We start from the raw sequence: 20,674 nt of genomic DNA on the forward strand, positions 1-20,674 counted from the left end.
TTCAAAAATATAAAAAGCCGCAATCTCCCTCTCTATTTTATCATGGATAAGAACAGAAAGAAAAATTGCGGCCTTAATTGTTTTTTACTCCATGTTGCCCATCAGGAGCTGTGCATATGGCGAACTTGACGGCAGGACGATCACCGTTTCACCATTGATGGTTTTCTTATAGGATTCTAGTGTGCGGTAAAGTTCATAGAACTCGGGATCCTTGGAGAAGCTGTCATTGTATATTTTCGCTGCTTCCCCTTCCCCGGCACCGCGGATCACATCAGCATCCGCCTCCGCTTTAGCTAGGATTTCACGAACTTCTTTATCTGTTTTGGCTATGATGATATTTTTATCTGCATCACCCTTTGAAAGATAGTCCTGTGCGGTGGACTCACGCTCGGAAATCATACGGGTATAGACAGATTGTTCATTTTCCGGTGGCAGATCCGTCTGCCTCATTCTTACATCTGTCACGACAATCCCGTAACCGTCCTTTGCAAGAAGCTCGTTGACTCTTTCCGTTACGCGGTCATTCAGGCTTCCCCTGGAGGATTTCTCATCATTGACAATTTCATCATAGTTTAATTGCCCAAGCTCTGTACGGACAACTGAAAAGACAAATTCGGACATTTTCGTCTCTGCATTAATGATGTTGGCAAGGCTGTCTATCATCATTCTCGGATCTTCCACGCGCCAAACCACATAATTATCGATCAGCATCCGCTTCTTATCCTTTGTATTGATCTCTGCTCCAGCTTCATCATAGAGCATTTGATATTTCGGAACCGTGGTTACTGTCTGGACGAATGGCACTTTGAAGTTCAATCCAGGTTCATCGATAATATCAACTACTTCCCCAAACTGTCTGACAACCTTGTATTCCCCTTCTTTTACCACAAATACATTAGCAATACCTACACCAAGCAGGACGATCAGCAGGACTGCAACTATTCCGCCCCTGACCATCTTCCTCCACTCATAAGTAGGTTTACGGCCTTCTAAATCTATGATGTTCTGATCACTCATTTGTCCCACTCCCTTCCTGATTGGCAGGCGGCTTCGGAGTAGTCGTTTCCGTTCTTTCCATTGGACGAATCGGGAAATACTTCATCGTATTGCCATCATCATTCATGATATAGATTTCTGCGTACGGAAGGACTTCTTCCATTGTTTCAAGAATCAATCGTTTTCTCGTCAGCTCCGGTGCATTCACATATTCAGCATATAAGGCATTGAATCTGGCAACATCCCCGCGAGCCTGTTCGACCCGGGCAGCCTTTTCCCCTTCTGCCCTTGAAATGATTGCATCCTTTTCCCCTTCCGCTTCATTCATTTTCTGATTACGGTAGCGGTTTGCTTCATTGATTTTGGTATTCATCGTTTCCCTTGCATCCGTAACGTTGGTAAATGCTTTACGAACCTCTGCATTCGGGAGCTCCACATCCTGCAGCTTTACAGCAGTTACGGATATACCAACGTCATACTTTTCCATTAGTGAGGTAAGTAGATCAAAAACCTCCACCTCGATCTGCCCTTTTCCCGATGTCAATGCTTCATCGATTTGCGAGCTTCCGATGATACTTCTTAAAGATGCAGAAGTTGCATTATAGAGGACAGCCTGCGGATCGTCTGAATTATATAAGTATTTTCCCGGGTTGGTGATCTTCCACATGACGACCATGTCGGCCAGGACGATATTTTCATCTCCGGTTATCATTTTTGTATCACTCGTGAATTCTACCACTTCACCATTCTTTTCTTCATAGCCGAACTGTAAGCTGAATGTCTCTTTTGACAGCTTTTCCACAGTCTGTATCGGCCAAGGCATCTTGAAATGCAGACCAGGTTCGCTTATTCCCTCTTCCACTTTCCCGAAGGTCTGGATGACGGCTTGTTCGGATTGATCGACTGTGTACCATGAACTGAATGCCACCACACCAAGCAGGATAGCAAGCACCACTAGGAAAACAGTCGTATAAATGCGCTTTAAACTCATCACTGTTGTCTTCTCCCCTTTTTTTGTTCTCAGTGATTAATACGTTCAAGTTACAGTAAAGTTTCTTTTTTTACAGAGGTTTTTATTTTCATAAAGTTTCTGGTAAGCACCGCTGTTGATTTCCGCACTAGGCTGCGCTTTCCGCGGGGCGCTTGTGGAGCCTCCTCGGCTTCGCCTGTGGGGTCTCCACTAAACGCCATCTCCCGCAGGAGTCTTCGCCTATTGCTCCAATCAACAGCTAATATACACAAAAAATAACACGATTTTTTAACCCAAGACGCTTATGTAAAAGATTTATACTATGAGAAATTAAGATATAGTGGAGACTTACTTTTTCCCATGATAGCCTTTCAAAAAAAAGAAGGCGAGAACTGGAGAGTTCTCGCCTGCCAATATTGGCTCCTTGGATGAAGGGGTTTTCAATAGTAATAGTAACAGTGGTTTGTTAAGCAGCGATGGAAGAAATGTAAAGCTATTGTAAATCTTTGTTTTCTTTGGACAATTTCACCTTAAATGCTGTCCCGCTGTTCACTTTACTTTTGACTGTAATCTTTCCGTGGTGCGCTTCCACCAGATGCTTGACTATCGCCAAGCCCAAGCCTGTCCCGCCTGAATTCCTGCTCCGCGCTTTATCGACGCGATAGAAGCGCTCAAAAATGCGCGGGATTTCTTCTTCATCCATGCCAATTCCTGTATCTGAGACGGTTATTTCCACCATGTCCCCTGCATCCTGGACGGTTACTTCCACTTTCCCACCGGGCGGGGTGTAGGCTAATGCGTTATTGATAAGATTAATGAAAATCTGTTTCACCCGGGGATTGTCCCCAAAGATGAAAAGTTCCCTTTTCGCTTTATAGAGTTCCAGGCTGATTTCTTTCTCTTTTGCCTTCGCTTCAAGAATGATAAGGATATCTTCCAATAATTCATGGATGTCCACATAATCCATATTGAGTTTGAAGCCTTGTCGTTCTATTTTGGATAGATCCAACAAGTCTTCTATCAACGACTGAAGTCTTTCGCTCTCCTTTAAAATGATGGAAAGGAAATACTCCAGAGTTTCCTTGTCGTTCATGGCCCCATCCAGAAGCGTCTCTGAAAACCCTTTGATGGAGGTGATAGGTGTCTTCAATTCATGGGATACGTTGGCAACGAAGTCCTTTCTCATCTGCTCGAGCTTTTTCAGCTCTGTGATATCATGGAAAACGAGTACTATCCCTTTCCACTCATCATTAAAACCGATGATTGGTGCCCCGTAGACCTCAAAATGCCTTCTTTCAATTTTGAGAGGAAGCACAATCTGCTTTCTGACACGAACTTCTGTCATGAAAATCTCTTCCACCAGCTCCACGACTTCCTTATGCTCCAATGCCTCATAGTATAAGCGGTATAAGTAGTCTGATTGCTCTACATGAAAGGTTTCCTTGTAAGCCCGGTTGATCAGGTTCACATAGCCCCTTCCATCGATCAGGATCAAGCCGCTTCCCATGTTTTCTATCAAGGTGCTCAGCCGGTCCTGCTGCATCTCCTGAGCCTTTGTCATGTCCTGCAGATTCCTTGCCAGCACATTGATGGATTGGCTAAGCATCCCCGTCTCGTCCACGTGCTCCTCGTATGTCCTTGCTTTATAATTCCCTTTGGCAAGTTCCATTGCCACTTTTGTTGCAGATTCAATCGGTCTCGTATACTGGGCTGTAATTCTGACTCCCAGTAAAAGAATGACAACAAGTGCAGCACCCAGGCTCGCTATCAACAAGCCCCAGATCTGCTGATTGACTCTATGCAAGGATTCAACTGGTGTGCTAAGTACCACAAAGCCGGCGCGTTCCCCGTCTCTCATCAAGGTGGCACCATAATAGTACATTTCATCATTTCGTTCATAATAGATGCGTTCTTTGTCTTTGTTTTTTTCTATGATCTGCTGCAGCACTTCCTGATGGGAATCCTCCTCAGGTTGAACAATGCCATCCGTATCATACTGAAGGGTACCATCGAGATCTATGATGCTGATTCTGGCAGATAATGTCTTCCCGATATCCCCGAGATGCTTCTGCAGCGATGGCGTGATTGTTTCTTCCTCTTCCACCAATAAAGTGACGAGATTGGTTTCTTTCTCAAGACGCTGATTGAACGTATTTAGATAAAAGCTTTTAAAAAGCTGTCCCAATAAAAGCCCCAACCCGACAAGAACGACAATGATGAGGGTAATTAAAGCAAAAAGCAGACGGGAACGAAACCTACTCATCTAATTTCGGTTCCTCTAGCTTGTAACCTAACCCTCTTATTGTCTTTATATATGTAGGTTTTTTCGTATCATTTTCGATTTTCTCCCGCAAGTGGCTGATATGTACATCCACAATCCTCGTGTCCCCGGCAAAATCATAATTCCAGACTGCGCTTAAAAGCTGATCACGGGTCAACACCCTGCCTTTATTTTTCGCTAAATAAACTAGAAGCTCAAATTCCTTCGGTGTTAATTCGATCCGTTCATTTTGGAAATACGCTTCATAATGCTCAGGAAGTATCTTTATATCCCCGATGATGATCTTTTCAGAAGGATCTTCATCCTTAGAATTCTCATCCTGACCTGACAATAGCTGTGTCCGTCTCAGGATAGCCTTTACACGCGCGACCACTTCCCTTGGGCTGAAAGGCTTTGTCATATAATCATCAGCACCAAGCTCAAGACCCAACACCTTATCAAATTCATCATCTTTTGCGGTAAGCATCAAAATGGGAGTGTTGATTTTTCTTTGTCTAAGCTCCTTGCACACCTCGATACCATCCATTTTAGGAAGCATCAAGTCCAGGACAATCATATCAAATTGCCCTTCTGCTGCTTTATGAAGACCTTTCTCTCCATCCATTGCCACCGACACATCAAATCCTGCCTGCTGCAAGTTATATTGCAATAAAGTTACAATGGACTGTTCATCATCAACGATCAATATCTTTTTGCTCATCTTTTTCCTCCACCGATTGTTTTGGAAAACCCCAATTCATCCATGAATATCTATCTAATATTTACAATACCATCATACACCTTAAATTATTTCTTCACAATAAATAGAAAAAAGAGCCCAAATGAGCTCTTTTTTTGCACTGTTATGCACCGCTGTTGATTTCCGCACTAGGCTTCGCTTTCCGCGGGGCGTTTGTGGAGCCTCCTCGGCTTCGCCTGTGGGGTCTCCACTAAACGCTTCCCTCCCGCAGGAGTCTTCGCCTATTGCTCCAATCAACAGCTAGTATTGTTTGAGGACACTTTTTTTCTAGAAGTTATCCATTGCGCTGCTTTCCATCGATTCCAAGCGATGTGGAGGGCAGACGGTAATGGTTCCTTTTGCTACTGTTTCTTCCTTCTCGGTTGTTCCATGGACCGTCATTTCAATGGTATGCTTATCGTGGTTCACTTCAACAATCTCAAATAGGAATTGAATGGTCGCATAATGGTAGACCGGCTTCGGAAAGGCTATCTGTTGCTCTACAACATGGCTTCCAGGGCCTGGCAAATACTTTGAAACTGCTGAAGTAATGATTCCGGTTAACATGATACTAGGTACAATTGGCTTCTTGAATGGTGTTTGAGATGCATAGTCATGCTGAATGTACAAAGGATTTGCATCGTTGGTCAATCCCAGATATAGGAGAAGGTCCTTGTCCTCGATCTTTTCAGTCAGAGCGAGCTTTTCACCCACTTGAATCTCTTCGAGTCTTCTCCCGAGCTTTCTCTTTTTACCAAGTAACATTGTGACACCTCCTGTTGTGAAAGCGATTACATATTCCTTAATAAAATTCGGGGATATTCTCCCCGAATCCACACTAGATTATGTTAAAACGTTCATGACACTCTTTACAGATTCTACGGATTTAGCAAGCGCCGATTTTTCTTCCTCAGTCAACTCAAGCTCGATGATCTTCTCGATTCCGCCTGCACCAAGGATGGTAGGAACACCAAGATAGATACCCTCGTGCCCATATTCCCCTTCAAGGTAAGCGATGGATGGAAGTACACGGCGCTGGTCTTTAAGGATGGCTTCCACCATTTCCACCATGGAGGCAGCCGGGGCGTAATATGCACTGCCGTTTCCTAAAAGGTTGACAATCTCTCCGCCGCCTTTTCTTGTTCTTTCCACGATGGCATCCAGACGATCTTGCGGAAGCAATGTTTCAAGCGGGATGCCTCCTGCATAGGAATAGCGTACCAATGGTACCATGTCATCCCCATGGCCACCAAGAACAAAGCCTGTGATGTCTTTTACCGACAGTTTAAGCTCTTGGGCTACAAATGTACGGAAACGGGCTGTATCAAGCACACCTGATTGACCGATTACACGGTTTTTCGGGAAGCCTGACTCTTGGAATACTGTGTAAGTCATTGCATCAACAGGGTTGGTCAATACGATGATAAAGCATTCTGGTGAATACTTTACGATTTCTCTCGTTACACTTTTCATGATGTTTTGGTTTGTTGTAACTAGGTCATCACGGCTCATACCAGGCTTACGTGCAATACCTGCAGTAATGACGACGATATCGGAGTCGGCAGTATCTGCGTAGTTGGATGTACCAGTGATATTTGCATCAAACCCTTGTACCGGTCCAGCTTCGAGCATATCCAGGGCTTTACCCTTAGTAGGGTTCTCCATTTGCGGGATATCTACTAATACCACATCTGCAAGCTCTTTTTGTGCCAGTAAAAACGCTGTAGTTGCACCTGTGAAACCTCCACCGATTACGGAAACCTTTTTACGCCTCATTGTCATGAACTATTCCTCCCAGCCCCAATTATTTAAGTTGAAGCTGGCAAAAAGCCAGCTTCAATTCTATTACATATTTTTAATCAGTTCTTCTCCGAACTCAGAACATTTAACTTCTGTCGCGCCATCCATCAGACGTGCAAAGTCATATGTCACCACTTTGGAAGAGATGGATTTTTCCATCGCATCCATTACCAATTTCGCAGCTTCAGTCCATCCAAGGTGCTCAAGCATCAATACACCCGAAAGGATTACGGAAGACGGGTTCACTTTATCAAGGCCAGCATATTTAGGTGCTGTTCCGTGAGTAGCTTCGAAAATCGCGTGTCCTGTTTCGTAGTTGATGTTTGCTCCAGGAGCGATACCGATACCACCAACCTGTGCAGCAAGTGCATCAGAGATGTAGTCTCCGTTAAGGTTCATTGTAGCTACAACATCAAACTCTTTTGGACGTGTAAGGATCTGTTGCAGGAAGATGTCTGCAATGGAATCTTTCACAAGGATCTTGCCTTCTGCTTCAGCAGCTTCCTGTGCTTTATTCGCAGCATCTTTACCTTCTGCTTCAGCAATGCGGTCATATTGAGCCCAAGTGAATACTTTATCGCCGAATTCTTTTTCAGCAAGCTCATAACCCCAGTTCTTGAAAGCACCTTCTGTATATTTCATGATGTTTCCTTTGTGTACAAGAGTCAAAGACTTACGGCCATGCTCGATTGCATAGTTGATTGCAGCACGAACAAGACGGGAAGTACCTTCTTGGGAAACAGGCTTGATTCCGATACCTGAAGTTTCAGGGAAGCGGATTTTGTTTACTCCCATTTCGTTTTGAAGGAAGTTGATAAGCTTCTCCACTTCTGCAGAACCTTTCGCATACTCGATACCAGCATAGATGTCCTCAGTATTTTCGCGGAAGATGACCATATCAGTATCTTCAGGGCGTTTTACAGGTGAAGGCACCCCTTGGAAATAACGAACTGGGCGAAGGCATGTGAAAAGATCCAACTCCTGGCGCAATGCCACGTTAAGGGAACGGATTCCTCCACCAACCGGAGTTGTCAATGGACCTTTGATCGCAATTATGTATTCACGGATTACATCCAATGTTTCAGCAGGTAACCACTCGCCAGTTTGGTTGAATGCTTTTTCTCCTGCCAATACTTCTTTCCAGACGATTTCCTTTTCACCATTGTATGCTTTTTGCACAGCCGCTTCTAAAACCTTGGATGCTGCCGACCAGATATCAGGACCGATTCCGTCACCTTCGATAAATGGGATAACCGGGTTGTTTGGTACATTGAGTACACCATTCGTTACTGTAATTTTAGTTCCTTGAGTCACGGTAAAATACCTCCTATGATAGTTGAAATTTCGGGAGGAAGTTATAAGGCCCTCCCTTACCTTGAAAATGAAAAATTATCTTTGCTCTAATGGTACATAATCTTGCTTTCCAGGTCCAGTATAATCCGCACGAGGACGAATCAGGCGGTTATTGGAATACTGCTCGAGGATATGCGCCAACCAGCCTGATACACGGCTGACTGCAAAGATCGGCGTGAACAGGTCATGATCGATGCCCAAGTAATGGTACATGGATGCTGAATAGAAGTCCACGTTTGGTGGAAGCGGCTTTTCAGAAGTCACCACTTCTTCCACTTTCACGGACATTTCATACCATTTCCGCTCCCCTGTCAATCCAGCAAGCTTTTCGGACATGGCACGAAGATGCTTGGCACGTGGATCGCCTTGACGATATACGCGATGACCGAAGCCCATGATTTTTTCTTTGTTTGCCAATTTTTCACGGATATAGCTTTCTGCATTATTCACTTCCCCGATCTCGGAAAGCATCTTCATAACAGCTTCGTTGGCTCCACCGTGAAGTGGTCCCTTTAAAGCGCCGATTGCAGCAGTGACTCCGGAATATACATCAGAAAGGGTGGCCACACAAACACGCGCTGTGAATGTGGATGCATTCAACTCATGGTCCGCATGAAGCACAAGTGCTTTGTTGAACGCCTCTACAGCAATCTCGGAAGGCTCTTCGCCTGTTAGCATATACAGGAAGTTTGCCGCAAACCCAAGATCGGTTCTCGGGGCGATAGGGTCCAATCCTTTACGGATTCTTGAGAACGCTGTCACAATTGTCGGCATTTTAGCCTGCAAGCGTACCGCTTTGTGGTAGTTTGCATCCTGATCCATGTCATCAGCTTTTTCGTCATATAAACCTAATAGTGAAACGGCCGTGCGTAACGCCGCCATAGGATGTACTTTATCGATAGGGTATGTTTTGAAGTGGTTGATAACCTCTTGTGGAAGGGCAGCTTCTTCCGCCAGTTCCTTTTTAAGAGCATCCAACTCCTCTTTTTTCGGCAATTTCTGGTGCCATAAAAGGTAGATTACCTCTTCAAAGCTGGCGTGGTCTGCTAAATCATCAATATTATAGCCAACATACGTCAGTGTATCGTCGATGATTGAACTGATTGCCGATGTAGTTGCTACAACTCCCTCTAGACCTTTTGTGGTTGTCATATAAAACCTCTCCTTTACGTAAAATTCCGCATATCCTTATCTACTTCCGCCTATTGAACGCTTGCTCACCATAATGATTGTAAACATCCCTATTAATAAATACACATTTTTGCAGTATAGATTAATAAGCTATATCATTCTATCAATTTAAGAAAATGCTTACATTTCCATTCATAAAAATAAGCGCCATAACCATTTCAATCATGGGATGCGCGCGCACTTTAAGGCGAACAAAATAAGAGTAACCCGCAGGAAGGATGTGTCCTTGTCCCTATTATAAACAATTATCTGAACTTTGTGAATGAAAAGAACAAAACTACTTAAAAAAATATTATTACGAAAAAACAATTTGTGAAAATTATCCTTATGTAAAATACTCTACCACCTTCATGGCCAGATAGGCAATTCCCGCACCTATCAATGGTCCTACTGCTACTCCCTGGAAGAGGGCAACTGCCAGGATGGTCCCAAAAACAAGGGCAGTCGTGATGTGGGGATCATTTGCAAGCAGCGTCAATCCGCTTTTGGCAATCAATGCCACTGCAATACCGGCGCCAAGTGCAATCCATGCATAGGATGATTTGACTGCTTCCTGCAACTGTTTGAATCCTATATCACCAGTGGCAATCGGTACAAGAACAGCTATCGTAATGATCGTCACTCCCCAATTGATGCCTTTTGATTGAAGATAGGGGAATATTTTATTATCCAATCCAATAGCTTTAATTACCAAGAGTACGCCGACTGCAAACATAAGCGAGGGATTTTTCGCAATAAACCCAATAACCAGTAGAATGACCAAAAACAATGTAGCTTGACTTAACATTCTGTTCCATCCTTCCAAAGACCAGAGCCTATTTCCATCCTAACATAATAAAATCCGATTGAAAAAGATTTGAAACCGGTCCATGACTAATATTAGAAAACATTTATCTTTCCAAAGAATTTCAAAGGCTGTAAAATATGGATTAAGATAGTGTTGGTAAATAAAGGAGTGTTGCGGTTGAATTGGAATTACGTTCATATAGTTTTTAGAAGCCTTCTTGTTATCCTGATTACCATATTAGGATTGCTTTCCTTTTATTATCTTTTTTCCATCGCCTATCCATTCATTATCGCTTTAGCTTTAGCTTTCCTGATTAACCCCCTTGTGAACATCATTGAAAAAAGAGGAAAGATCCCAAGAAGCTTCGCCGTATTCTTTTCATTGATGGTCGTCTTTGCCAGCGTCGCCGGCGTTGTCACACTTTTGATAGTGGAGATTGTCTCAGGCACTGAGTATTTGGCGAAGGTGGTACCTGGCCATTTTGAAACGCTCGTTGTTTTTGTCGAGCAATTCATCGTGACCAAAGTGCTTCCGTTCTTCAATGAAATTACCACGATGTTTCATAGCCTTGAAGAAGGACAGCAGCAGTCGGTCCTTACAAACATAGAAAACATGGGCGCAAGCATTGCCACTACTGTAGGGGAATTCATCCAGTCATTCCTGCAAAACCTGCCAAAATTGATTACTTGGATTCCGAGCTTTGCTACCGTTCTTATCTTTTCCCTCCTTGCCACATTTTTTATTAGCAAGGACTGGTACCGTCATCAACATCGATTAAAGAGAATCATCCCTGCAAAAGGACAAGAAAGCCTGACAAAGGTATTCCTGAGCCTGCAAAAAGCATTCATAGGATTTCTCCGTGCGCAAGCGACACTCATTTCTATCACGACAGTCATCGTGCTGATCGGCTTATTGATCCTGCGGGTGGAATATGCGATTACCGTTGCATTGATCATAGGTTTGGTCGATCTTATTCCATACCTTGGTACCGGCTTGATTTTTGTACCGTGGATCATTTTCCTTGCCATTAGCGGCAATCTACCACTTGCCATCGGGCTTGGTGTTCTGTATCTTATTGTGATTGTACAGCGACAGCTGATGGAGCCCAAAATCCTTTCATCAAGCATCGGACTCGATCCATTGGCTACCTTGGTGTCCCTGTTTATCGGATTCCAGCTTATCGGGTTCCTCGGACTACTTGTAGGACCTGTCACAGTGGTGATTTTCAATACCCTGTACAAAGCGGGTGTATTTCATGAAATCTATTCATTTATCATCGGCAGGAATCGTACTATTTAAAACGAGAAAAAAAGAGGCTGCCCGAACATCCGGGGTCAGCCTCTTTTCCCTTATTTGAATAAGTTTGCGATTGTTTGGAAAAGCTCCCTGAAAAAGTCTGCAACTCCTTGCCAGAATCCTGGATCGCCTATTACATTTTCCACACGATCCTTGATTTCCTTAGAAATGTCCTCAAGTTGCTGCTTCACGCCATCAAAGTTGATGTCAAGCTCACGCATTTTATCGAACAAGTCGATAAGCAATTGTCGATCTTCCTCACTCAACTGTATTTCAAGCTTTTTTAGTTGCTCTTCCACGATTTGCTCGATTTCTTCCCTTGTAGCTGGATCCTGTTCTGCTATCTGCTTTTTGATTTCTGTCAGCAGTTCACTTACCTTTTCCTGATCCATGCCTTCTTTTTCTGCAAGATTGGTAGCCAGGCTAAGCTCCTCATTGGCTACCTCCATTCGATCCTTGTCCAAAACCTCGCCGCTTACTTCATAGGCTTTATAGATTCCGACGAGGGCGGAATGTCCGCTCACCTTTACAGGAGAGACCACGATGACCTCGGCGTCCTCGATCCCTGCCGTCAATAGTGCATTGGCATACATATCATTTGTTACTTCTGTGATATTCTTTGGGGTTCCCCTTTTAATTGCAAGGCCTTCCCCTTTTTCTTTTCTCGTTATTTTAGCAGATGAGAACATTCTCGCATTGCGGTCTTCCCCATCGATATACTTTACAAGGTCCTCCCCTGTCACGGTGATTTCCTCTACCATTTCCGGATCCTTCACATCTAAAAGATCCCGCACCTCCTGCTTTTGTTCCTCAGAGAGCGATCCGCCGTATACAACAATCGGCAAACCGAATTTTTCATTGATGCTCTCTTCCTCTTTGTCACCATTAGCAGCCGAGGCATTTCCTGCAAAACTTAAACCTGTCAATATTAATGTAAAAACTAGCAAGACTTTCAATAGATGTTTCATCGTTTATCCCCCGTACTTTTTACATATTTTTCAATTCTATCTGTTTCATATTTTAGCAGTATTTTTAAAAAAGACAATGATTTCCCGATTCTAACTCTTCTATCTCCTATTGATGATCGTAACCTGCCCCTTGTCCATTCTATTCCGGATTCCCCGTATGATGAATGGTTTTAAGGTATTTCTCGTAGCAGGAATCAGTAAAAAGAAGCCAATTGAATCCGAAATGAATCCCGGAGTCAGCAACAGGACACCACCTACCAATATGCACAACCCATCAATAATAACATCTCCCGGCATTTGCCCATGGCCCATTTTCTGCTGCGCATTCCTCAATGCTTCCAGTCCCTGATATTTAGCCAGCCATGCGCCAAGGATACCGGTCAGGATTATCAATATGATGGTAAGCCATGGCCCAATATATTGACCAATTGAAATTAGCAGCCAGATTTCGAGTGCAGGTACAACTATTATTAAAGCCAAAAGTATTCTGAACACAGAGGTCATCCCCAATCGTCAAAAGCGAATTATCATAGAAACCGCAGGCTCCTATTTTACAATTATATCAAATGAAGCAGGATAACTCTAATTTCAGGAGAAAAGGCGCAGTGTAGTGCTGGTTTAATACAGCAACCAGCATAAGGTTTTACTTGTATGTAACTCAGATGAAGACCTTAACACGGCCTTTGTGAAGAGATAGATGCTCATAACCTAGGTGAAGATCCTTTCTACGGCCATTGTATAAACAAACGGGCTTCATAACTCGGATGAAGACCTTTTCTACAACTCATTGTTTAAACAAAAGGGTCTTCATAACCCAGATGAAGACCTTTTCTACGGCCATTGTATAAACAAACGGGCTTCATTACCCGGATGAAGACCTTTTTTACGCTCATTGTATAAACAAAAGGGTCTTCATAACCCAGATGAAGACCTTTTCTACGGCCATTGTATAAACAAACGGGCTTCATAACTCGGATGAGAACCTTTTCTACGCTCATTATGTAGAGAAAAGGTCTCCCTTAATTTCAAGAATGCAATTTGTTTAAAGCAATAATCTTTACTTAAAGAATAAAATAAAAAACAGCCCTCCCCTAACATCAAAGTTAGAAAAGGGCTGTCCTGTTTTATTTATTAAAGTACGCTTGCATGTCCAGTGTAGATGGTTCCTCTGGAGGAATCCACCGTGATTTCCTGGCCATCCTTCAGAAGGGAGGTCGCACCGTCCACCCCAACAATGACAGGAATGCCAAGGCTTAACCCTACCACTGCTGCATGGCTTGTAAGCCCGCCTTCTTCTGTGATCAACGCTGATGCTTTTTCAAGTGCCGGCATCATATCTTTGTCCGTGCCAGTTGTGACAAAAATTGCACCTTGGATCATTTTGGATTGTGCTTCTTCTGCTGTTTTAGCTACAACCACTCTACCGAATGCAGATTTTCTTCCAATTCCCTGTCCACTTGCAAGAACATCGCCAACCACATGGATCTTCATCAGGTTTGTTGTTCCTTTTTCACCGACAGGAACACCCGCTGTGATTACAATCAGATCTCCATGTGAAACAATTCCTGTGTTGATGCTTTCTTCCACCGCTACATCCAGCATTTCGTCCGTTGTAGTAGCTTGACGGCCGATACGAGGGTAAACGCCCCATACTAGAGCAAGCTTACGAGACACTGCTTCACAGGAAGTCACTGCAACGATTGGTGCTTTAGGACGGTATTTGGAAATCATGCGTGCAGTATGTCCGCTTTCCGTTGGAGTAACGATCGCAGATACATCCAGATTGATTGCTGTGTAAGCGACAGATTGTCCAATGGAATCCGTTACAGATGCTCTGGATTGCTTGCTTCTCTTACTTAACAGTTCTTCATATGATAAAGCCGTTTCTGCACGGGAAGCGATATTGTGCATCGTTTGAACAGCTTCTACCGGATAGCTTCCTGCTGCTGTTTCCCCTGAAAGCATGATTGCATCCGTGCCATCGAAGATCGCATTTGCCACGTCACTTGCCTCTGCACGTGTCGGGCGTGGATTACGCTGCATGCTATCAAGCATTTGTGTTGCCGTGATGACAGGTTTTCCGACAAGGTTGCATTTTTTGATAAGTTCTTTTTGAACAAGAGGCACTTCTTCAGCCGGGATTTCAACACCAAGATCTCCACGTGCAACCATCAAACCATCAGAAACCTCAAGGATTTCATCGATGTTATCCACACCTTCTTGGTTTTCGATTTTTGGGATGATCTGAATATCTCCAGCATTGTGAGCTTCCAATAATTCGCGGATCTCCAATACATCGGACGCACGGCGAACGAAAGAAGCTGCAATGAAGTCTACGCCCTGTTCAATGCCAAAACGGATGTCGTTTGCATCTTTCTCGGTCATACCAGGCAGTTTCACCTTCACACCAGGGACATTTACACCCTTTTTGTTTTTCAGTGTACCGCTGTTCAGGATTTTTGTTTTGATTTCATTGTTACCGAAACCGATTACCTCAAGACCGATCAAACCATCATCAAGCAGGATTCTTGATCCGATTTCTACATCTTCCATAAGTCCAGGATAAGAGATGGAAAACTTTTCGGTTGTTCCGATCACTTCTTCCATGGAAAGGATGATTTCTTTTCCAGCCTCAAGTTCAATCGCTCCGTCCTGCATCGTATGAGTACGGATTTCCGGACCTTTTGTATCAAGTAGGATCGCTACATTTTTGCCTGTACGCTCGGAAGCTTCGCGGATGTTGCGGATACGTGCGCCATGCTCTTCGAAATCTCCGTGAGAGAAGTTAAGTCTTGAAACATTCATTCCTGCATCGATCAACTGTATCAGCTTTTCGACACTTTCACTTGCAGGGCCTATCGTACAAACAATCTTGGTTTTTCTCATTTAAAATTTCCTCCTATTAATTACCCGTTCTTTATTATATTCCTATTATAAGCCAACCCCGCCAAAAATAACATTCCAAAGGTATAGCCTAGTTATGAAAACGATTCCAAAACCTATACATCCTTAAATGGAAAGTTCTTTTGAAAGGTCATACATTTTGCGATCGATCGTATGAGTCCTGGATAAGGCTTCGATAATATCATGATCAACCAATTCATTACTTTGAATGCCGACACATCTTCCGCCCTTGCCATCAAGTAAAAGTTCTACTGCACGCGCCCCAAGACGACTTGCAAGTACACGATCATGGGCTGTCGGTGAGCCACCACGCTGAATGTGTCCCAGTACGCTGACACGTGTTTCGAATTTTGTTTCTTCCTGGATCTTCTTACCAAAATCCACGCCGCTGCCAACGCCTTCAGCAACAATGATGATACTGTGCTTTTTGCCGCGGTCAGATCCTCGTTTCAGCCTTGCAATGACCTCATCCATTTCATCTTCCGCTTCCGGTATAAGAATGGTTTCCGCTCCTCCGGCAAGTCCTGCCCATAAAGCAATATCCCCTGCATGCCTACCCATTACTTCAATTACATATGTACGTTCGTGGGAAGTAGCTGTATCGCGGATTTTATCGATTGCATCAATGACAGTATTTAAGGCTGTATCGAATCCAATGGTAAAGTCTGTGCCTGGAATGTCATTATCGATCGTTCCCGGAACACCGATACATGGAAAGCCGTGCTCTGTCAGTTTCTTCGCACCCTGGTAAGAACCGTCTCCACCAATAACAACCAAAGCTTCGATTCCATGCTTTTTCAGGTTTTCAATACCCTTTAGCTGGCCTTCCAATGTTTTAAACTCTTCACAACGTGCAGAGTAAAGCATGGTACCGCCACGATGAATAATATCTCCAACTGAACCTACTTCCAGTTTCTTAATATCCCCATCTATCAAGCCCGCATATCCACGGTATATCCCGAATACTTCCATATTGTGATAAATAGCTTTCCGAACAACCGCCCGTACCGCTGCATTCATACCTGGTGCATCTCCACCACTTGTCAGTACGCCAATTCGTTTCATATCTGAATCACCTCTTAGGCATTTTTGCTTATAAACTTTCATCCAAACATATATTTTATTAGAAATCTGCTTAGAATGCAAAGCTGTTTTATTAAAAATTAACACGAAGGGTTGTCGAAAACAACAGAAAACCGTCGAAAAATTGTTACAGGACAAGCAATTTTCACGTCCCTTTCGTAACCAAGTATCCGCATTTTACCATTATTTTCTCCGAGCAATATCAAAAAAGAGGAAGAGTTGTCTCTAACTCCGCCTCTTTTATATGTTGCTATTGTTTGATTTTCTCCAGGTTTTCCCTAAAAGAAAATTCCCCAATACGCTTATATTTCGCATAACGATGCTCGATAAGCTCTTCAGGTGACAATGGCATCAGATCCTGCAGGGATTCCTTGATGATCTCCCTGATTCCTTTTGCCTGGAAATCCACATTCTTGTGTGCGCCACCCTTTGCTTCCGGGATGATCTTATCAATGATGCCAAGTTCAAATAGATCCGGAGCTGTGATTCTCATGGATTCTGCCGCTTTTTTGGCAAGCGAGGCATCCTTCCAAAGGATAGCAGCCGCTCCCTCTGGCGAGATGACCGAATACGTGGAATTCTCAAGCATATGCAAGTGATTCCCCACTCCCAAAGCGAGCGCTCCACCACTCCCGCCTTCCCCGATTACGATACAGATGACCGGAACCTTCAAGCCCGCCATTTCGAAGAGGTTCTTTGCGATTGCTTCACTTTGGCCCCTCTCTTCGGCAGCCTTACCAGGGTATGCACCTTTTGTATCGATGAAACAGATGATCGGACGATTGAATTTCTCGGCCTGATACATGAGACGCAATGCTTTTCTATACCCTTCAGGATGTGGCATTCCGAAGTTGCGGCGGATATTTTCCTTTGTATCCTTGCCGCGCTGATGTCCGATAACCGTTACCGGGATCCCTTCAAACTTGCCGATTCCACCAACGATTGCCTCATCGTCACCGAAGTATCTGTCACCATGACATTCCAAAAAGTTCGTGATGACTCTTTCTATATAATCCAAAGTGGTCGGTCTCTCCGGATGTCTTGCTATCTGAACACGATCCCACGGATTCAGGTTTCCATAGATATCGCTTTCGAGTTTTTCCAATCTTACCTCAAGCTTCTCGATCTCGTTGGAAAGGTCCATATCACTGTTTTTCGTAAATTCCCTCAGTTCACCGATTTTCTTTCGAAGCTCCACTACCGGTTTTTCAAATTCCATTTCCCCTACCATTTGGTTTCACCTCCTGGAGCGTGAATATCTAAGACGTTGGTTAACGTTTCCTTTAAATCCAGACGGGATATCACTGCATCCAACTGTCCGCACTTCAGCAGGAATTCCGCTGTTTGGAAATCCTCAGGAAGCTCTTCCCTTATTGTCTGCTCGATGATTCTACGGCCTGCAAATCCGATTAGTGCTTTTGGTTCAGCAAAATTATAGTCTCCAAGAGAAGCAAAGCTTGCTGACACCCCTCCAGTGGTAGGATGGGTCATGATGGAAATAATTAACCCTCCGCTTTCACTATGGAGCTTTAATGCACTGCTCGTTTTTGCCATTTGCATGAGACTCAGGACACCCTCCTGCATCCGCGCGCCGCCCGAAGCAGTGAAAATGATGAAAGGTACTCCTTTTTCTTTTGCTTTTTCAATGGCCCTGGTGATTTTCTCCCCGACCACAGATCCCATGCTTCCCATACGGAAAGTGGAATCCATGACTGCAATGACGAGAGGGAAATTGTTCAACGTCCCTTCCCCTGTGACAACCGCTTCATTGATGCCTGTTTTCTTTCTATCGCCTTCCAATTTCTCCAGATAGTTTGGAAATTGAAGTGGATTTTCGGAAACCATGTCTTCATCGTAAGCTATGAAGCTTCCTTTATCGAGTAGACTTTGAATTCTTTCTTTTGCATTCATAGGATGATGATGGTTACAATGCAGGCAAACTTTCAGGTTTTTCAATAATTCTTTTGTATACATGATCTTTTTACAGCTTGGACACTTCGTCATGATCCCTTCTGGAACATCTTGATTCGCTACTTCAGAAGGAATAGAAGCATATTTTTTCTTTTTAGTAAATAAATCCTTTAACAAAACAACAGAACCTCCCTTTTCTACTTGCATTCCTATCTCTTTGCTTTCACACTCTCATTTGAGCTAGAAACTGCAATTTTACATTTCATCCTTATGCGTACCCATGAATGATGGTGCGATTCCTTATCATCAACCTTTGGGATTTGGTCCTAATAATAGGTGAAAATATAGGCAAGCAAGGCTGTTAAAATTATTGTAATAAACAAATTCCTCTACTTACCAATATGCTAGTACTATTAATGTAACGGAAATGTGTTGAAAGATGTTGTAGATTCTTGTCTACTTATTCTCGACAAATTCCGCAAAATGTTTTTCATATAGTAAAATTGCCTCATCCACTTTATTTGTTTCCATGAAACGAATAAGTGATTCGAATATATGCCTGTCTATTTCTTTATCTATGGCTATAGTAAGCGAATAGCTGTTGACTATTGTCCAAATTCTTAGCATGAGGCTGTTATTTACAAGTGTCACGATTCTTTTGAAAAAGTTAGAACGGGTAAATTCGCTGGACTCCATCATCTCTTTTAATAGAGTTAGCTCCTTATCGCCGGCTTTTTTTGTAAAAAGTTGAATACATGATTTTTCTATTTCCATTTTTGTTTCAAGAAGGTCTGTTTTCGTTTTATCCTGCTCGAGTATGAACGTTCCGAGCAACTCAACGAGATGATGCTCCTTGAAATCCTTGATGAAAGTTCCTTCGCCGCGTTTCGTTTCAATGAGACCAAGAAGTTCCAATGCCCGAAGCGCTTCACGAACAGAAGAGCGCCCGACATTCAATCTGTCTGACAGCTCTCGTTCTGAAGGTATCTTATCACCGCTGCTTAATCCATCCTCCACAATGATAGAACGGATTTTCTTGACGATCTCTAGATACATTTTTGTAGGTGTGGTGGTCATGGACTATTCACTTTTTCCGATAATCGCAGCTTTTCTTGTTTTTTCTGCTACTTCTTCCGGGTCCACTTGGATTCTCGCAACTCCCGTTTCCATTGCAGCCTTTGCCACAGCTGCAGCAACAGCAGGTGCCACTCTTGGATCGAAAGGAGCAGGAATCACATAATCTGCACTTAATTCGTCGGTGGCAACAAGACTTGCAATCGCTTCAACCGCAGCAATCTTCATCTGCTCATTGATGTGTGTCGCCCTGACATCCAATGCACCACGGAATATCCCTGGGAAGGCGAGGACATTGTTCACCTGGTTAGGAAAATCGGAGCGTCCGGTCCCAATGACGCTGGCTCCGGCAAGCTTCGCCTCTTCCGGCATGATTTCCGGGTTCGGGTTAGCCATTGCGAAAATGATCGACTTCTCGTTCATGCTTTCAACCATTGACTGTGTAAGGGCACCCTCAACGGAAACCCCGATAAATACATCGGCACCCTGCATTACATCAGCAAGTGTACCTTCCACCCTATTACGGTTGGTGTATGTTGCCACTTCCGCCTTCACACTGTTCATCCCAAATGGACGCCCTTCATAGATGGCACCCTTGGAATCACACATGGTGATATCACGGACACCATATCGGTATAAAAGCTTGATGATGGCGATTCCTGCAGCACCGGCACCATTGGCAACCACTTTGATTTCCCCGATATTTTTCCCGACGAGCTTCAATGCATTGACAAGTCCTGCGACTGTAACGATTGCAGTTCCATGCTGGTCATCATGGAAAATAGGGATATTCGTTTCTTTCTTAAGACGTTCTTCTATTACAAAACAATTAGGTGCCGCGATGTCCTCAAGGTTCACTCCACCGAATGTAGGCTCCAACAGTTTGACCGTTTCCACGATTTTATCAACATCCGTCGTGTTCAAGCAGATTGGGAACGCATCCACCCCGGCAAAGCTCTTAAATAGTACAGCTTTTCCTTCCATGACCGGCAAGGCAGCTTCCGGGCCGATGTTTCCTAGTCCCAATACAGCTGTTCCATCTGATACGACCGCGACCATATTGCCCTTCATTGTATAGTCATATACTTTATTTTTATCATCATAGATCGCTTTACAAGGCTCAGCTACACCAGGTGAGTATGCCAGGCTCAGATCTTTTGCATTTCTGACTGGCACTTTAGATTTTGACTCCAATTTCCCTTGGTGAATCTTGTGCATATGTAATGCTTCTTCTTTTAGTGACACTTTTTGGTCCCCCTTGATTCTATGGCTTGCGCACCATGATAAGTGCTATTGCTAGAAAGTTTTATCATGATAGTCCGTTTAAGCATGAAAGGAGCTA

Annotated in this window: 18 protein-coding genes; 1 reads left to right on the forward strand and 17 read right to left on the reverse strand. The window is 43.7% G+C overall.

The genetic code is table 11. From position 1 onward, the window contains the following. Positions 1–84: 84 nt before the first annotated feature. The 9 genes from hflC to JOC95_RS11710 all read right to left on the reverse strand — a co-directional run bounded on the left by hflC (position 85) and on the right by JOC95_RS11710 (position 10,096). Positions 85–1,017 carry a protease modulator HflC gene (hflC, locus tag JOC95_RS11670; protein WP_204416282.1) on the reverse strand — a complete coding sequence of 311 codons (933 nt, stop codon included), beginning with the start codon at positions 1,015–1,017 and terminating at the stop codon, positions 85–87. Further along, positions 1,010–1,987, reverse strand: a complete 978-nt coding sequence (hflK, locus tag JOC95_RS11675) for an FtsH protease activity modulator HflK (RefSeq protein ID WP_204416502.1) — start codon at positions 1,985–1,987, stop codon at positions 1,010–1,012. The genes hflC and hflK overlap by 8 nt, the downstream gene beginning before the upstream one ends. A 472-nt stretch (positions 1,988–2,459) precedes the next feature. After that, entirely contained in the window at positions 2,460–4,229 is a 1,770-nt protein-coding gene (pnpS, locus tag JOC95_RS11680; protein ID WP_204416284.1) for a two-component system histidine kinase PnpS, read from the reverse strand. Continuing rightward, the gene (locus tag JOC95_RS11685) at positions 4,222–4,947 is read right to left on the reverse strand and encodes a response regulator transcription factor (protein WP_204416286.1); all 726 of its coding nucleotides are present in this window, start codon (positions 4,945–4,947) and stop codon (positions 4,222–4,224) included. Before JOC95_RS11685 ends, pnpS begins: the two co-directional genes overlap by 8 nt. A 306-nt stretch (positions 4,948–5,253) precedes the next feature. Then, positions 5,254–5,730: a MaoC family dehydratase gene (locus tag JOC95_RS11690; protein WP_204416288.1), complete on the reverse strand. Its 477-nt coding sequence runs from the start codon at positions 5,728–5,730 to the stop codon at positions 5,254–5,256. Between the two features lie 78 nt (positions 5,731–5,808). Further along, positions 5,809–6,747 carry a malate dehydrogenase gene (gene mdh, locus JOC95_RS11695; RefSeq protein ID WP_204416290.1) on the reverse strand — a complete coding sequence of 313 codons (939 nt, stop codon included), beginning with the start codon at positions 6,745–6,747 and terminating at the stop codon, positions 5,809–5,811. A gap of 63 nt (positions 6,748–6,810) precedes the next feature. Continuing rightward, the gene (icd, locus tag JOC95_RS11700) at positions 6,811–8,079 is read right to left on the reverse strand and encodes an NADP-dependent isocitrate dehydrogenase (protein WP_204416292.1); all 1,269 of its coding nucleotides are present in this window, start codon (positions 8,077–8,079) and stop codon (positions 6,811–6,813) included. Positions 8,080–8,154: 75 nt separating this feature from the next. Next, entirely contained in the window at positions 8,155–9,270 is a 1,116-nt protein-coding gene (gene citZ, locus JOC95_RS11705; protein WP_204416295.1) for a citrate synthase, read from the reverse strand. Positions 9,271–9,634: 364 nt separating this feature from the next. Continuing rightward, on the reverse strand, positions 9,635–10,096 hold the full coding sequence (locus JOC95_RS11710) for a DUF441 domain-containing protein (protein ID WP_204416296.1): 462 nt from the start codon (positions 10,094–10,096) through the stop codon (positions 9,635–9,637). A gap of 177 nt (positions 10,097–10,273) precedes the next feature. Between JOC95_RS11710 and ytvI the strand changes: the two genes are divergently transcribed. Beyond that, complete coding sequence (gene ytvI / locus JOC95_RS11715) at positions 10,274–11,395, forward strand: sporulation integral membrane protein YtvI (protein ID WP_204416298.1); 1,122 nt, start codon at positions 10,274–10,276, stop codon at positions 11,393–11,395. Between the two features lie 50 nt (positions 11,396–11,445). Here the strand turns inward: ytvI and JOC95_RS11720 are convergent, their stop codons facing one another. The 8 genes from JOC95_RS11720 to ystJ all read right to left on the reverse strand — a co-directional run bounded on the left by JOC95_RS11720 (position 11,446) and on the right by ystJ (position 20,577). Continuing rightward, positions 11,446–12,360, reverse strand: coding sequence for a DUF1002 domain-containing protein (locus JOC95_RS11720; RefSeq protein WP_204416300.1), 915 nt, complete (start codon positions 12,358–12,360; stop codon positions 11,446–11,448). A gap of 99 nt (positions 12,361–12,459) precedes the next feature. Beyond that, the gene (locus tag JOC95_RS11725) at positions 12,460–12,855 is read right to left on the reverse strand and encodes an FxsA family protein (protein WP_204416302.1); all 396 of its coding nucleotides are present in this window, start codon (positions 12,853–12,855) and stop codon (positions 12,460–12,462) included. Between the two features lie 636 nt (positions 12,856–13,491). Further along, positions 13,492–15,246 carry a pyruvate kinase gene (gene pyk / locus JOC95_RS11730; RefSeq protein WP_204416304.1) on the reverse strand — a complete coding sequence of 585 codons (1,755 nt, stop codon included), beginning with the start codon at positions 15,244–15,246 and terminating at the stop codon, positions 13,492–13,494. A 123-nt stretch (positions 15,247–15,369) separates the two neighbouring features. Beyond that, the gene (pfkA, locus tag JOC95_RS11735) at positions 15,370–16,329 is read right to left on the reverse strand and encodes a 6-phosphofructokinase (RefSeq protein WP_204416306.1); all 960 of its coding nucleotides are present in this window, start codon (positions 16,327–16,329) and stop codon (positions 15,370–15,372) included. A gap of 268 nt (positions 16,330–16,597) precedes the next feature. After that, on the reverse strand, positions 16,598–17,578 hold the full coding sequence (accA, locus tag JOC95_RS11740; protein WP_204416308.1) for an acetyl-CoA carboxylase carboxyl transferase subunit alpha: 981 nt from the start codon (positions 17,576–17,578) through the stop codon (positions 16,598–16,600). Continuing rightward, on the reverse strand, positions 17,572–18,435 hold the full coding sequence (accD, locus tag JOC95_RS11745) for an acetyl-CoA carboxylase, carboxyltransferase subunit beta (protein WP_204416505.1): 864 nt from the start codon (positions 18,433–18,435) through the stop codon (positions 17,572–17,574). The genes accA and accD overlap by 7 nt, the downstream gene beginning before the upstream one ends. A 279-nt stretch (positions 18,436–18,714) precedes the next feature. Beyond that, positions 18,715–19,335, reverse strand: coding sequence for a FadR/GntR family transcriptional regulator (locus JOC95_RS11750; protein WP_204416310.1), 621 nt, complete (start codon positions 19,333–19,335; stop codon positions 18,715–18,717). Between the two features lie 3 nt (positions 19,336–19,338). Continuing rightward, entirely contained in the window at positions 19,339–20,577 is a 1,239-nt protein-coding gene (gene ystJ, locus JOC95_RS11755; RefSeq protein ID WP_204416312.1) for an NADP-dependent malic enzyme, read from the reverse strand. Positions 20,578–20,674 lie beyond the last annotated feature (97 nt).

This window comes from Sutcliffiella tianshenii (genome assembly GCF_016908565.1).
GTDB lineage: Bacteria > Bacillota > Bacilli > Bacillales > Bacillaceae_I > Sutcliffiella_A > Sutcliffiella_A tianshenii.